This is a genomic window from Sphingomonas sp. Ant20, assembly GCF_000783375.1.
GTDB classification, from domain to species: domain Bacteria; phylum Pseudomonadota; class Alphaproteobacteria; order Sphingomonadales; family Sphingomonadaceae; genus Sphingomonas; species Sphingomonas aerolata.
On the sequence record NZ_JRVI01000103.1, the window covers coordinates 1 to 14,175 of the forward strand.

At 66.4% G+C, this 14,175-nt stretch carries 11 protein-coding genes and 2 pseudogenes; 8 read left to right on the top strand and 5 right to left on the bottom strand.

Features of this window, described 5'->3' with window-relative positions; genetic code table 11:
• The first annotated feature begins 59 nt into the window (after positions 1 to 59).
• Together gcvPA and gcvPB are read left to right on the top strand one after the other, a co-directional pair.
• Entirely contained in the window at positions 60 to 1,430 is a 1,371-nt protein-coding gene (gene gcvPA, locus NI18_RS13590) for an aminomethyl-transferring glycine dehydrogenase subunit GcvPA (protein ID WP_037530514.1), read from the top strand.
• Positions 1,427 to 3,008 (top strand): annotated as a pseudogene (gene gcvPB, locus NI18_RS13595) (aminomethyl-transferring glycine dehydrogenase subunit GcvPB). Before gcvPA ends, gcvPB begins: the two are co-directional and overlap by 4 nt.
• A 180-nt stretch (positions 3,009 to 3,188) precedes the next feature.
• Here gcvPB and NI18_RS13600 read toward each other — a convergent pair.
• A complete protein-coding gene (locus tag NI18_RS13600; RefSeq protein WP_031441602.1) occupies positions 3,189 to 4,085 on the bottom strand; it encodes a DMT family transporter in 897 nt (298 codons plus the stop codon).
• Positions 4,086 to 4,279: 194 nt separating this feature from the next.
• Between NI18_RS13600 and NI18_RS13605 the strand changes: the two genes are divergently transcribed.
• Entirely contained in the window at positions 4,280 to 5,815 is a 1,536-nt protein-coding gene (locus NI18_RS13605; protein ID WP_037530527.1) for an aminoacyl--tRNA ligase-related protein, read from the top strand.
• Here NI18_RS13605 and NI18_RS13610 read toward each other — a convergent pair.
• Entirely contained in the window at positions 5,809 to 6,771 is a 963-nt protein-coding gene (locus tag NI18_RS13610) for a cation diffusion facilitator family transporter (RefSeq protein WP_037530517.1), read from the bottom strand. The genes NI18_RS13605 and NI18_RS13610 overlap by 7 nt on opposite strands.
• Positions 6,772 to 6,917: 146 nt before the next feature.
• A complete protein-coding gene (locus NI18_RS25725; RefSeq protein ID WP_166746134.1) occupies positions 6,918 to 7,076 on the bottom strand; it encodes a hypothetical protein in 159 nt (52 codons plus the stop codon).
• Positions 7,077 to 7,267: 191 nt separating this feature from the next.
• On the opposite strand from NI18_RS25725, the pseudogene NI18_RS13615 reads away from it, so the two are divergent.
• Positions 7,268 to 8,652 (top strand): annotated as a pseudogene (locus NI18_RS13615) (short-chain fatty acyl-CoA regulator family protein).
• A gap of 198 nt (positions 8,653 to 8,850) precedes the next feature.
• On the top strand, positions 8,851 to 9,210 hold the full coding sequence (locus tag NI18_RS13620) for a response regulator (RefSeq protein ID WP_306286417.1): 360 nt from the start codon (positions 8,851 to 8,853) through the stop codon (positions 9,208 to 9,210).
• A 38-nt stretch (positions 9,211 to 9,248) separates the two neighbouring features.
• On the opposite strand, the gene NI18_RS13625 is transcribed toward NI18_RS13620, so the two are convergent.
• Together NI18_RS13625 and NI18_RS13630 are read right to left on the bottom strand one after the other, a co-directional pair.
• Complete coding sequence (locus NI18_RS13625) at positions 9,249 to 10,196, bottom strand: aldo/keto reductase (protein WP_037530520.1); 948 nt, start codon at positions 10,194 to 10,196, stop codon at positions 9,249 to 9,251.
• Between the two features lie 334 nt (positions 10,197 to 10,530).
• Entirely contained in the window at positions 10,531 to 10,902 is a 372-nt protein-coding gene (locus NI18_RS13630; RefSeq protein ID WP_037530523.1) for a hypothetical protein, read from the bottom strand.
• 207 nt (positions 10,903 to 11,109) lie between these two features.
• On the opposite strand from NI18_RS13630, the gene NI18_RS13635 reads away from it, so the two are divergent.
• The 3 genes from NI18_RS13635 to NI18_RS13645 are packed head-to-tail and all read left to right on the top strand — an operon-like array spanning position 11,110 to position 14,107.
• The gene (locus NI18_RS13635; RefSeq protein ID WP_037530525.1) at positions 11,110 to 12,063 is read left to right on the top strand and encodes a metalloregulator ArsR/SmtB family transcription factor; all 954 of its coding nucleotides are present in this window, start codon (positions 11,110 to 11,112) and stop codon (positions 12,061 to 12,063) included.
• Entirely contained in the window at positions 12,060 to 13,052 is a 993-nt protein-coding gene (gene metF, locus NI18_RS13640; RefSeq protein ID WP_052149204.1) for a methylenetetrahydrofolate reductase [NAD(P)H], read from the top strand. The genes NI18_RS13635 and metF overlap by 4 nt, the downstream gene beginning before the upstream one ends.
• Entirely contained in the window at positions 13,049 to 14,107 is a 1,059-nt protein-coding gene (locus NI18_RS13645) for a homocysteine S-methyltransferase family protein (protein ID WP_031396518.1), read from the top strand. Before metF ends, NI18_RS13645 begins: the two co-directional genes overlap by 4 nt.
• Positions 14,108 to 14,175: the final 68 nt, after the last annotated feature.

Consider the following 14,175-nt stretch of genomic DNA (forward strand, 5'->3'; position numbering starts at 1 on the left):
CCTGTGGAAACGCCCCACCCCCGACCCCTCCCCTGAAGGGGAGGGGCAAGGAGACCAAAATGCGCTACCTTCCCCTGACCCAGCCCGACCGCGAGGCGATGCTTGCCGTCATCGGTGCCGCGACGATCGATGACCTCTTCGTCGACGTTCCCGAGGCCGCACGCCTCGACGGCCCCGTCCGCGACCTGCCGATGCATGCTTCCGAAATGGCGGTCGAACGTCACATGTCGGCGCTCGCCAAGAAGAACCTGACCGCAGGGGAAGCGCCGTTCTTCCTCGGCTGCGGCGCGTACAAGCATCACGTGCCCGCCAGCGTCGATCACCTGATCCAGCGCGGCGAGTTCCTGACCGCCTACACGCCCTACCAGCCCGAGATCGCGCAGGGCACGCTGCAGATGCTGTTCGAGTTCCAGACTCAGGTCGCGCGGCTGCTCGGCACCGACGTCGCCAATGCGTCGATGTACGACGGCTCGACCGCGTGCTGGGAAGCGATCGTGATGGCGCGGCGTATCACCAAGCGCGGCAAGGCGATCCTGTCGGCGGGGCTGCACCCGCATTACGTGTCGGTGTCGAACACGATGGCCAGGTTCACCGGCGACGTGCTTGATACGACCGACCCGCGGCTGGTGCCCGAGATGGACATCGACCGGCTGATCGCGAAGATCGACGACGACACGTCGTGCGTGGTCGTCCAGTATCCCGACATTCTCGGCCGCATCGCCGATCTGCGTCCGCTCGCGGATGCGTGCCATGCCAAGAAGGCGCTGCTGATCGCGGTCGTCACCGAGCCCGTCGCGCTCGGCGCGATCACCTCGCCCGGCGAGATGGACGCGGACATCGTCGTCGGCGAGGGGCAGTCGCTCGGCGTCGGCCTCCAGTTCGGCGGGCCCTATGTCGGCCTGTTCGGCTGCAAGGACAAATATGTCCGCCAGATGCCCGGCCGGCTTTGCGGCGAAACCGTCGACGCCGATGGCCGTCGCGGGTTCGTGCTGACTCTGTCGACGCGCGAACAGCATATCCGCCGCGAAAAAGCGACGTCGAACATCTGCACCAACTCGGGGCTCTGCGCGCTGGCCTTCTCGATCCACATGACGTTGCTGGGTGAAGCGGGACTGCGAGAGCTGGCCGAGATCAACCATGCGGGTGCCGTGGCCGCCGCCGAGCGCCTGTCGCAGATCCCCGGCGTCGAACTGATCAACGACAGCTTCTTCAACGAATTCACGCTGAAGTTGCCGGTTGAGGCGCGTCCAGTCGTCCGCACGCTCGCCGATCGCGGCATCCTCGCGGGTGTCTCGCTCGGGCGTCTCTATCCCGGCAAGGACGAGCTCGCGAACGGCCTCGTCGTCGCCGTGACCGAAACGACCACCGCGGAAGACGTCGAAACGCTTGCGTCCGCACTATCCACCGTACTTGGGGAGATACTGGCATGAGCATCAACCCGAGCGGCTGGCGCCCGACCGCGCCCGAGCAGGGCAAGGGCAACGTCCCCGCCAGCGTCACCGGCAACAAGGCGCTGATGCTCGAGGAAGCGCTGATCTTCGAGATCGGCGACAGCCACACTACCGGCGTCGACTTCGCGACCGCGCCCGCACGTGCGACGACCAGCAAGCTCGGCCCGCTGGCACGCAAGGCCCCGATCGGCCTCCCCGGTCTTTCGGAACCCGAGACCGTCCGCCATTACACGCGCCTGTCGCGCCAGAATTACGGCATTGATCTCGGCTTCTTCCCGCTCGGCAGTTGCACGATGAAGCACAACCCGCGCCTCAACGAGAAGATGGCGCGGTTGCCCGGATTCTCCGACGTCCACCCGCTCCAGCCGGTCGACACCGTGCAGGGCGCGCTCGAGGTCATCCACCAGCTCGCGCACTGGCTCGTTACGCTCACCGGCATGACCAGCGTCGCGATGAGTCCGAAGGCCGGCGCGCACGGCGAACTCTGCGGGATCCTCGCGATCCGTGCCGCGCTCGAAGCCAAGGGTGAGGGGCACCGCAAGGTCATCCTCGTCCCCGAGAGCGCGCACGGTACCAATCCCGCCACCGCGGCATTCGCCGGCTATGGCGTCGAGGATATCCCCGCCACCGCCGAGGGTCGCGTCGACACCGAAGCGCTGAAGGCCCGGCTCGGCCCCGACGTCGCGGGCGTGATGATCACCAACCCCAACACCTGCGGGCTGTTCGAGCGTGACATGCGCGAGATTTCAGACGCGGTGCATGCGGCGGGCGGCTTCGTCTATTGCGACGGTGCGAACTTCAACGCGATCGTCGGTCGCGTTCGCCCGGGCGATCTCGGCATCGATGCGATGCACATCAACCTTCACAAGACCTTCTCGACCCCGCATGGCGGCGGCGGTCCGGGCTCGGGTCCGGTGGTGTTCTCGGCGGCGCTCACGCCCTATGCCCCGCTGCCCTTCGTCGAAAAGCAGGGCGAGACCTTCGTCCTCGTCGAGGAGGAAACCGCAGGCGAACACCATGCCGGCAGCTTCGGCCGCATGGTCGCGTTCCACGGCCAGATGGGCATGTTCACGCGCGCGCTGACCTACATCCTCAGCCACGGCGCCGACGGTCTGCGCCAGGTGTCGGAGGATGCGGTGCTCAACGCGAACTACATCCTGCGCAGCCTCGACGACACGCTCGACGCGCCGTTCGGCCCATCGGGTCCGTGCATGCACGAGGCGCTGTTCTCAGACTCGGGGCTCGCCGAGGGCTTCTCGACGATCGACGTCGCCAAGGGGCTGATCGACGAGGGCTTCCACCCGATGACGATGTACTTCCCGCTCGTCGTCCACGGCGCGATGCTGGTCGAGCCGACCGAGACCGAGTCGAAGGCGGCGCTCGACCAGTTCATCGCCGCGCTGCGCTCGGTCGCCGAACGCGCCAAGGCGGGCGACCCCAGCCTCAAGACCGCGCCGCACTTCCCCCCCCCGCGCGCGCCTCGACGAGACGCTCGCGGCGCGCAAGCCCGTGCTGGTCTGGAAGGATCCCGTGCCGCTTGCGCAGGCGGCGGAGTAGGCCCCGAGCCAGCGACACCCCGGCTTTCCGAAACATGGCGGAGACGGAGCGCGCCCTACGCGCTCCGTCATCCCATCCGCTCCCGTCATCCTGACGAAAGTCAGGACCCAGGGTAACCGAGCGCTACCGTTTGTGACTCTGGGTCCTGACTTTCGTCAGGATGACGGAGATCACGTCAGTTCAGGCGATCGCGCGATCGGTTTCGTCCTGCCGGCGGACATGTTCGCGCCAGACGATGTAGAGGCCGCTCGCGACGATGACGGGGGCGCCGAACCAGGTCGCCTCGGCGGGCAGCGTGTCGAACACCAGCCAGCCGAGCAATGTCGCCCATAACAGGCTCGAATAATCCATCGGCACCACCACCGACACCGGCCCGAGCCGCAACGAGGTCGTCATCGCGATCTGCGCGAGGCCGCCGAAGACCCCGACGCTCGCAAGGCAGGCCCAGGTCACGAGATCATGCGACTCCGCTGCGCGCGCGTAGATCACCGACAGCGGCACCAGCGACAGCGCGGAGAACCAGAACACCGTCGTCAGCGCGCTCTCGGTCTTGCCGATCTGCCGGAGCAGGATCGACACGCTTGCCGTCCCGAACGCGCCCGCCAGCGCACAGCCCGCACCCCATAACGGAAAATGATCGCCGCTACCGGGCTGCGCGACGATCAGCACGCCCGCAAACCCCGCCGCCACCGCCGCCCAGCGATGCCAGCCGGTCGGCTCGCGCAGCACCAGCGCGCCAAGGATCGTGGCGAAGATCGGCACGGTGAAGCCGATCGTCGTCGCTTCCGCCAGCGGCAGCGCGACGATCCCGTTGAAGGTGAACGCCATCGCCGACAGCCCGACTACCGCGCGGATGACGTGCGCGGGCAGGCGCTTGGTCGCGATCGAGGGCAGGCCAGGCCCGGCGAGGATCACCCCGGACACCAGCAGGCACGCGCCGAACTGGCGGAAGAACAGGATCTCCGACACGCTCGCGCCGTGGCGTTCGGCCAGCTTGATCGCGGTGTTCATCAGCGCGAAGATCACGACCGACAGCAACCGCATGCCGATGGCGGGAAGGATGCGGTCCGAGGGCATGGCCTGCACCTACGCAAACCGCGCCCGCGATCCCACCCGAAACATCCGTCATCCTGACGAAAGTCAGGATCCAGAGCCAGAAGCGCTACGGGTGGTATCTTGGATCCTGACTTTCGTCAGGATGACGGCGGAGCGTGGGATCCACGCCGCAACGCATAGTGACGAACCCAGTCGCACCCGCTATCCGCGACGCCATGATAAAGCGCGCACTCCCCGTCACCCGAGAGGCGGATTTCTCCGCCTGGTACCAGGCCGTCATCACCGAGGCCGACCTCGCCGAGGAATCCGGCGTCCGCGGCTGCATGGTCATCCGCCCCTGGGGCTATGGCATCTGGGAGCGGATCCAGCGACTGCTCGACGACCGTATCAAGGCGACGGGGCATGAAAATTGCTATTTCCCGCTCTTCATCCCGCTCTCCTATTTCGAGAAGGAGGCCGAGCATGTCGACGGATTCGCCAAGGAAATGGCGGTCGTCACGCATCACCGGCTGAAGGCCGACGGCTATGGCCGGCTCGTGCCCGATCCCGACGCCAAGCTCGAGGAGCCGCTGGTCGTGCGCCCTACGTCGGAGATGGTCATCGGCGCCGCGTTCGCGCGCTGGGTCCAGTCGTGGCGCGACCTGCCCGTGCTGATCAACCAGTGGGCCAATGTCGTCCGCTGGGAAATGCGCACGCGCATGTTCCTGCGCACCAGCGAGTTCCTCTGGCAGGAGGGGCATACCGCGCACGCAACCGTCGACGAGGCGCGCGACGAGACGCTCAAGATGCTCGAAGTCTACCGCGACTTCGCCGAAGAGTGCCTCGGCCTCCACGTGATCGCGGGCGAGAAGCCCGAGAATGAGCGCTTCCCGGGCGCGGTCGCGACCTATTCGATCGAGGCGATGATGCAGGACGGCAAGGCGCTCCAGGCGGGCACCTCGCATTTCCTCGGCACCAATTTCGCCTCGGCGCAGAACATCCGCTTCCAGAACGCAGCTGGCGAGTTTGAGCTGGCCAACACAACCAGCTGGGGCGTGTCGACGCGGATGATCGGCGGCGTCATCATGGTTCACGGCGACGACGACGGCCTGCGCGTGCCGCCGATGATCGCGCCGTGGCAGGTGGTGATCGTGCCGATGCTGCGCGACAATCCCGACGACGCGGCGATCGTCGACTATTGCAAGTCGCTTCAGGCCGAACTCGCCAAGCAGTCCGCGCTCGGCGAGCCGGTCCGTGCGCTGCTCGATCGGAAACCCGCCAAGGCGGCGACCAAGCGCTGGGGCTGGGTTAAGAAGGGCGCACCGATCGTGATCGAGGTCGGCGGCCGCGACATGGCGGGCGGCAACGTCTCGGTCATCCGCCGCGACCGGCTCTACCGCGAGGACGGCAAGCTCGACAGCGTCGCCACCTCGCGCGATGCCTTTGTCGAAGCGGTGTCGGGCATGCTGGCGGACGTGCAGGGGGCGTTGCACGTCGAGTCGGTGGAGCGGCTGCGCGCCAACATCGTGCCGATCGACGACTTTGCGGCGCTCGAGACTCACTTTGCCGACGGCGTGAAGAACCCGGGCTGGGTCGATGTGCGCTGGGCGAAGCCGACGGGCGCGGCGCTCGACTCGGTTGTCGAGCGGTTGAAGGCGCTCAAGCTGACGATCCGCAACGCGCCGATCGGCCAGACCGGATGCGACGATGGCGCCTGCATCTTCACCGGTCAGCCCGCGGTCGAGCGTATCCTGATCGCCCGCGCCTATTGATCCTCCGGGACGCCCTCGTGAACCACGACGGCGTCCTCACGCTTTTCGGGACGGATATAGATCGAGGCGAGCATCGGCACCGCAGCGCGGAGCTCGCCTTCCATCGCCTCGATCATCGTCTCGCCTTCGCCCATCGTCAGCGTGTCGACGAAGTCCGCGCTGATCGCTGCGAAGATGCTGTCGGGCGCGGTGTGGATCGTCCGGACATGGTTCACCGCGGCGATCGCCGGGTGCGCCGCGACGATGCCGCGAATCGTCGCGATCACGGCAGAGTCCGCGCGCTCGCCGATCAGCAGCCCCTTCGATTCGCGTGCCAGGATCACCGCGACGAGCGCGAGGATCAGGCCGATCAGGATCGACGCGACGCCGTCGATCCGGGGGTCGGCAAAGGCGTGGCTGGCCCAGATGCCGAACCCGGCGATCAGCAGCCCCGCCAGCGCCGCCGAATCCTCGAACAGGACGATGAAGCCTGCCGGGTCCTTCGAGCGATGGATCGCGGTCCACCAGCCCGAATCCCCCTTGGACTTGGCGAATTCCCGGACCGCGATCGTCCAGCTCGTACCCTCGAGCAGCACCGCGACGCCCAGAACGATATAGGCGATGAGAGGGTCGGACAGCGGCTCGGGCCGCAGCATGTGCCGATACCCTTCATAGATCGACACGCCCGCGCCCACCGCGAAGATGAGGATCGCGACGACGAACGCCCAGAAATAGAGCTCGCGGCCATAGCCGAACGGGTGGGCCGCATCCGCCGGCTGCTTCGCCCGCGATTGGCCGTACAGCAGCAGGATCTGATTGCCGCTGTCGACCAGCGAATGGACACCCTCGGTCAGCATCGAGGACGACCCGGTCAGCCCCGCGGCGACGAATTTTGCGACGGCAATGCCCAGATTGGCGGCAAGCGCCCCGTAAAGGACGATATCGTCCTTGATCTTGTTGAGAATTCCATCGGCCATACCGCCTCCTAGGCGAGGACGGGGGCGTCGGCCAGACGCGGAAAAGCCCATCGATGCCTGTGCACCAATGGGCCCTTTTCCTCCCCAGGAAATCGCTCGGTCCGACGTGCGCGCTTCTCAGCGAAATGCCCGTCGAACGGTGGCGGTCAGCCGAGCCGGCCGAGCCGGTGATAGAGCGCGCTGAGGCGGCTCAGCTTGACGTCGTCGACCGAAACCTTGGTGATCAATTCCCCGATCGCTTCCTTGAGCAATTCGAAATCTGCGGTCGAGAAAACGGCGCGGGCGCGCATTGGTTCGGTCGTCATGCCCATCTCCTTCATGGCGAATGTGTCTCCCCGTTTACAAACTCGAGCAACCGGGGCGACGATAGCAGCATAAAGCCTGAGGTTTGCGGGGTTTGGAAGGGTGAGCGGCAGCCTGGCCGGGTTGTGCTGTCGTTGGGCGTTGCGCGGACCCTGTCTGTCTGTAACTATCGTGACAAAGACGGGGAGGCGGAATGGCTGAGCGCAAATTACTGGCAGGGCACGCGATCAGGCGGCTGCGGCGCGGTGCCGGACTGACCCAGGCAGCGATGGCGGAGATGCTCTCGATCAGCCCGAGCTACCTTAATCTGGTCGAGCGCAACCAGCGGCCGATTTCCGCAACGCTATTGATCAAACTGGCGGAAAGCTTCGACTTCGATCCGCGGACCCTGGCGGCGGCCGAACCGGGCGGCGGTTCGGAGGCGATCCGCGTCGTCTGGCGCACCCCATGTTCGCCGACCTGGCGATCGACCGCAACGAGGTCGAGGAATGGCTGGCCAGCGCGCCCGGTGGTGCCGAGGCCTTTGCGCGCGTGTTCGACCGGATGGGAGAGGGGGATGGTGCGATTGCGCCATCCGACGACCCGGTCGCACTGGTGCGCCGCGAGATCGAGCGGTGGCGGAATCACTTTGCCGATCTCGACGCCGCCGCCGAAGCGCTGGCGGACGAGCTGCGGCTGGGTGCCGGCGACCTTTACGGGGCGATCACCGAGCGCCTACGCGCCAAACACGGCATCACGATCCGCGTCCTGCCTGCCGACGTGCTGCCCGACACGCTGCGGCGGCTCGATCTCCATGCCCGCCAGCTGCAACTGAGCGAGGTGCTCGACCCCGCCTCACGGACGTTCGCGGTCGCGTTCCAGCTCGGCCAGATCGAGGCACAGGCCGAGATCGATGCGCTGGCCAAGGCCGCAGGCTTCACCGACCGGGCCGCCGAGCGACTGTACCGACGCCATCTGCTTAGCTATTTCGCGGCGGCGGTGATGATGCCCTATGCGCGGTTCCTGCGCGGCTGCGAGGCGACCGGCTACGATATCGAGCTGCTGCAGCGACGGTTTGGCGCAGGGTTCGAGCAGGTCGCGCACCGGCTGACGACGTTGCAGCGGGTGGGCGCGCGGGGGCTTCCCTTCTTCATGATCCGGATCGACCGCGCCGGGCAGGCGTCGAAGCGCTATCCCGGCGCGAGCGGCGCGGCACTGGTCGAGGCGGAGGGCCGGTGCCCGCTGTGGCAACTCCATCACGCGTTCGATCGTCCGGGGGACCTGGTGGTGCAGCTGGTCGAGATGGAGGACGGAGCGCGCTGGCTGACGATGGCGCGGACGGTGCGTCCGCAGGGGCGCCGCTTCGGTGCGGTGCGTGCCGAGTTTGCAATCGGACTGGGAGTCGAGGCGGCACTCGCGCGCGGGCTGGTCGCTGCGAGCGGTATCGATCTGACGGGCGCGGCCATGCCGATCGGCATTGGCTGTCGCGGATGCTTCCGCGCGGATTGCCCGCAGCGCTCGGCAGCTCCCGCAGGCCGGGCTTTGATCGTCAACGAACGCGAGCGTCGCACCTCGGCCCTGACGTTCGTCGGCGACTGAACGGCCGATACGGCTGGACGCGCCAGGAATGCGACAGGACGCATGTGATGCGACGAAAATCCGCCTCGGCGATGCGTCCGAATTCGCCGCCGACCGTTCATAGCGGGTTCGCGCCTCACGCGTCCCGACCTGCCCAGGCGGACCGATCGTGAGCCGACCCTGAATTTGTGTATGGGGTTTCCATTGTTCGCACCGCCATTGATCAGACGCCCCGCTGCGGGGATCGTTCTGATCGTCGAAGATCATCTGCTTGTTCAAATCACCGCAACGGCGCGGATCGAGGACGCCGGACTGTCGACGCTCGTCGCAGGCGATGCGGACGAGGCGATGGCGATTCTGACGTCGCGTGACGATGTCGCGGCGGTATTCACCGATATCGACATGCCGGGCTCGATGGACGGACTGGCCCTCGCCGCGATCATCCGCCGGCGCTGGCCGCAGATCCAGGTCGTCGTCACGTCCGGCCAGCGGCCGAGCAAAGCCGCAGGTCTGCCCGACGGCGTCGCCTTCTTTCAGAAACCCTACAACTATTCGAACCTGGTGAACCATTTCCGCTGAGGCATAGACCGCGCCCGGTCACCCGGGCGCGGGACGCATCACGCCCCCGCCAGAGTCAACGCCGAAAGCTGCGCATCCGAAAGCTCGAGCGTCATCGCGGGCAGCAGATCCTCGATCTGACGCGCGCTGGTCGCACTCGCGATCGGTGCGGTGATCCCGGGTTGTGCCAGGAGCCACGCGAGCGCGACCTGCGCGTGGCTGGCGCCCGTGTCAGAGACGACCGCATCCATCGCCTCGAGGACCGCCTTGCCCTTTCCGTCGAGGAGGTCGCGCATGCCACCGCCGCGAACGCTTGCGCCCAGATCGTCGGGCGTGCGGTATTTGCCGGTGAGGAAGCCCGATGCGAGACCGTAATAGGGAAGAACGCCAATATTTTCGGTCACGCAGTAATCCTGCAATTCGCCTTCGAACTTGTCGCGGCTGACGAGATTATATTCGGGCTGGAGGACATGATAGCGCGGCAGGTCGCTGGCCTTTGCGGCGTCCACCGCGGATTTCAGGCGTGCGGCGTGGAAGTTCGACACGCCGATCACGCGCACCTTCCCGGCATCGACGAGCTTACCGAAGGCCTCGAGGACAGCCTCCTGCGGCACCGTGTCGTCATCCTGATGCGCGTAATAGAGATCGATGCGATCCGTGCCGAGACGCCTGAGCGATGCTTCGGCCGCTGCCGCGATACGCGCCGGCTGGAGCTTTTCGCCACCTTCACCCGGCAACATGCCGACCTTGGTCGCGATCAGTACGTCATCGCGCCTGCCGCTAGTCCGCAGCCAGTCGCCGATCATCGTTTCGGATTCGCCACCCTCATGGCCGTCTACCCATGACGAATACATGTCGGCAGTGTCGATCATCGTCCCGCCACCCGCGACGAACGCGTCGAGGACCGCAAAGCTGGCGGTCTTGTCCGCTGTCCATCCGAACACATTCCCCCCGAGAACGAGGGGGGCGATCTTGAGATCGGTCGAGCCGAGGCGGCGATTCATCATTGAGGCTGGTCGCTTTGCGAAGAGGAAGGGGACGGTGTCGTGCCGTTGGCCGTCGAGTTGCCAACAGGGGGTAGGCCGTCGGGGCGCATGCTGTTCGCGTCGAGCATGGTCGCGGCATCGTTGAGTTGCGCTGCCTCGTCCCGCGTGACCGCGCCGGGGTGTTCCGGAGTCTGGGAACAGGCGCCCAGCAGGGCGAGCGACAGAACCGCCCCGAGCCGGCCGCCAGACGGGAGTCCCGTTGATAGTCCTCGTCCGGACCAGACAGGCCGGGAGCGCAGGACCATCGACCGGATCGCGGTCGGACGACGCGGTGCGGGGCGATCCGTGACGGGGATTAGTCCTTGATCGCGTTGCCGGCGCGGGTCAGTGCGTTACCCGTGGCGTCTGCTGCGCGATCGGCACTGTTGTTGATCGCAGCACCCGCACGGTCTGCATTGGGCTCTGCGCGCTCACCGGCGCGGTCGGCACTGGCGTCAAGACGGTCAGCGGCGTTGTCCATGCGCGCACCGGCATTGTCGAGCGATGCTTCAGCCGAGCCGAGCGCACGATCGCTGGCGGCATCGACATCGGCAACCGCATTCTGGGTCGTTGCGCTTGCGTCGGCCGCGATGGCGTTCGCCGCTTCCGCGGTCTCGTTCTGCGCATTGTTGCTGCACGCTGCGAGGCCGGCCGTCAGGACCAGCGCGGGGATCAGAAACTTCTTCATGAATAACACTCCCATCATCAAATTCGGCGTCGATCCGGACGGACCTGGCGCTTGTGAGCCGGATGCTTTCCAGTTCATCGCGTGTTCGAACGCGGACCAAGCGTTTCCGATCCGTCGACGTTGGGACGACCCTGGGGCCAGCATTCCTCCAGCGACACGCGACGGCCTGCGTTGACCTCATATAAAGAATTCTTTATATGACTGCCCATGACGATGGCGCTCGAAATCTTCCGTGCGATGGCGGATGCGACCCGATTGCGTATTCTCGCGCTTCTGCGTCGCATGGAGCTGTCGGTTGGCGAACTCGCGCAGGTGCTCGGGCAGAGCCAGCCGCGCGTGTCGCGCCATGTGAAGATCCTGTGCGATGCCGGTCTGGCGGAGCGTCGCAAGGAGGGCAGCTGGGTATTCGTCGGCGTGGGGCGCAGCGATGTCGTCGATCCGGTCGCTGCTGCTCTCGATAGCTGGGCCAGGGCAGAACCCGATCACTGGGCGGTTGCCGACGCGGCACGGCTTGCTGCAGTACGCGCCGATCGGGCGGCGAGCGCGGCGGCGTGGTTCGAGGGGCATGCCGACGAATGGGATGCGATCCGTTCGCTGCACGTCGCCGAAAGCGAGGTCGAGGCGGCGATGGCGGCGATGCTCGGCGATGCGCGGGTTGGTACGCTGATCGACATCGGCACGGGGACGGGTCGGATGCTCGAGCTGTTCGGTGGACATGCCCGTCTCGCGCTGGGAATCGATCGTAGTTCGGAGATGCTGCGTCTGGCGCGCGCCAAGCTGCACGACATGGCGCATGCCGAATTACGGCAGGCGGATCTGTACGCGCTGCCGCTCGACGACGGGGCGGCGGACGTCGCGATCCTGCATCACGTGCTCCATTTCGCACAGCAGCCGGGCGCCGCGGTCCGCGAGGCGGCACGCGTGCTGGCGCCGGGCGGGCGGTTGCTGATCGCGGATTTCGCGAGCCACGACCGCGAGGAATTGCGGTTGAGCGATGCGCATACGCGTCTCGGCTTTGCCGACGATCAGATGACGGCTTGGTTCGACGCGGCCGGTTTGCAGACCGCGCGCGTCGAGACGCTCGAGGGCGGTGAGCTGACGGTGAAATTATGGCTCGGCCGCAGGATTGGCCTGAGTTTGCGTGAGGTGAAGGCGGCATGACGACAATCACTATTCCCCAACTGGCCGAGGCGCGTCGTGCGCTCGAAGAACCTCTTTTCGCCGACCTGGCGGGCGACGTGGGGATCAGCTTCGAATTCTTTCCGCCGAAAAGCGACAAGATGGACGCCCAGCTGTGGGACGCGATCCGCACGCTGGAGCCGCTCGGTCCCGATTTCGTGTCGGTGACCTATGGCGCGGGCGGGTCGACGCGCGAGCGGACGCACGCGACCGTTGCGCGGATCCAGCGCGAGACGTCGATGAACGCCGCCGCACACCTGACCTGCGTCGAGGCGACCAAGGCCGAGATCGATCAGGTTGCCGAGGAATATTGGGCAGCCGGCGTACGGCACATCGTCGCCCTGCGCGGCGACATGCCGACGCTGGGTCAGCCCTATCAGGCGCATCCCGGCGGGTATGAGAATGCGGCCGCGCTGGTCGCCGGACTGGCACGGCTGCATCCGTTCGAGATTTCGGTCGCGGCCTATCCCGAATGCCACCCCGAATCCGGCGGGCATGACGTCGATCTCGACAACCTGAAGCGCAAGCTCGATGCGGGCGCGACGCGGGCGATCACGCAGTTCTTCTTCTCGCCCGAAGCCTATTTCCGGTTCCGCGACCGGGTCGCCGCAGCCGGAATCACCGCGCAGATCCTCCCGGGTATCCTCCCGGTCTCGAACGTCGCGCAGACGCGCAAATTCGCGAACGCGTGCGGGGCGGAGATTCCGGCCTGGATGGATCGGCTGTTCGAGGGGCTCGACGATCATCCGGCGGCCCGACAGCTGGTTGCGGCGACGATCGCGGCCGAGATGTGCCGGCGGCTCTATGCCGGGGGCGTGAAGGATTTCCACTTCTACACGCTCAACCGCGCCGAACTCGCCTATGCTATCTGTCACATGCTCGGCGTCCGCGCGAAGCCGAGCGAAAAAGGTCGCGCGCGGCGTAATTCACCCCCCCCTCCCGCTTGCGGGAGGGGGGAGTCCAATCGATGACACCACGTGAACGTTTCAACGCGGAAGCCGCCAAGCGCATCCTGATCACCGACGGCGCGTTCGGCACCGAGATCCAGAACTGGAAGCTCGACGAGGCGGCCTATGCGGGCGACCTCGGGCTCAGCCACGACCAGAAGGGCAACAACGACATTCTGGCGATCACCAGGCCGGACGTGCCCCAGACGATCACGCGCGAATATCTCGACGCGGGCTCGGACATCGTCTCGACCAACACGTTCAGCGCGAACATCATCAGCCAGGCGGATTACGGTGCCGAGCATCTGGTCCGCGCGATCAACGTCGAAAGCGCGAAGATCGCACGGGCGCTCGCGACCGAATATGAAGCAAAGGACGGCCGGCCGCGGTTCGTGGCGGGTGCGATCGGGCCGACCAACAAGACGCTGTCGCTGTCCCCCGACGTCAACGATCCGGGCTATCGGGAGATCGACTTCGATTATCTGAAGGGCGTCTACCGCGAACAGATCGACGCGTTGCTCGAAGGCGGCGAGGGGGTCGGGGTCGACTTCATCCTGATCGAGACGGTGTTCGATACGCTCAACGCCAAGGCCGGAATCATGGCCGCGATCGAGGCGGGCGACGATCTCGGGCGCGACGTGCCGATCATGTTGTCGATGACGCTGACCGATCTGTCGGGCCGAAACCTGTCGGGGCACACGGTCGAGGCGTTCTGGCACGCGGTGCGGCATGCCAAGCCGATCACGATCGGGCTCAACTGCTCGTTCGGTGCGGAGCAGCTGCGGCCGCATGTGAAGACCCTGTCCGGCATCGCCGACACGCTGATCATGATCTACCCGAACGCCGGGCTGCCCAACGAACTCGGCGAATATGACGAGATGCCGGCGACGACCGCCGGGCTGGTCGGCGAATGGGCGGTGGCCAAGCAGGTCAACGTGCTCGGCGGCTGCTGTGGCTCGACCCCTGCGCATATCAAGGCGATGGCCGACGGTGTGCGCGGGCTGGAACCGCGCGCAGTCTCGCGGCCCGAGGTGCGGACCAAGCTCGCCGGGCTCGAACCGTTCACGATGGCGGCATAATCACTGCTCCCTCTCCCCTGTGGGGAGAGGGCCGGGGTGAGGGGCGCCGCGAGCGCTGCCCTCCCCAC

Coding starts and splice junctions, on each gene's coding strand:
- gcvPA (WP_037530514.1), top strand. CDS start 60: ATGCGCTACCTTCCCCTGACCCAGCCCGACCGCGAGGCGATGCTTGCC.
- NI18_RS13600 (WP_031441602.1), bottom strand. CDS start 4,085: ATGCCCTCGGACCGCATCCTTCCCGCCATCGGCATGCGGTTGCTGTCG.
- NI18_RS13605 (WP_037530527.1), top strand. CDS start 4,280: ATGATAAAGCGCGCACTCCCCGTCACCCGAGAGGCGGATTTCTCCGCC.
- NI18_RS13610 (WP_037530517.1), bottom strand. CDS start 6,771: ATGGCCGATGGAATTCTCAACAAGATCAAGGACGATATCGTCCTTTAC.
- NI18_RS25725 (WP_166746134.1), bottom strand. CDS start 7,076: ATGACGACCGAACCAATGCGCGCCCGCGCCGTTTTCTCGACCGCAGAT.
- NI18_RS13625 (WP_037530520.1), bottom strand. CDS start 10,196: ATGATGAATCGCCGCCTCGGCTCGACCGATCTCAAGATCGCCCCCCTC.
- NI18_RS13630 (WP_037530523.1), bottom strand. CDS start 10,902: ATGAAGAAGTTTCTGATCCCCGCGCTGGTCCTGACGGCCGGCCTCGCA.
- NI18_RS13635 (WP_037530525.1), top strand. CDS start 11,110: ATGACGATGGCGCTCGAAATCTTCCGTGCGATGGCGGATGCGACCCGA.
- metF (WP_052149204.1), top strand. CDS start 12,060: ATGACGACAATCACTATTCCCCAACTGGCCGAGGCGCGTCGTGCGCTC.
- NI18_RS13645 (WP_031396518.1), top strand. CDS start 13,049: ATGACACCACGTGAACGTTTCAACGCGGAAGCCGCCAAGCGCATCCTG.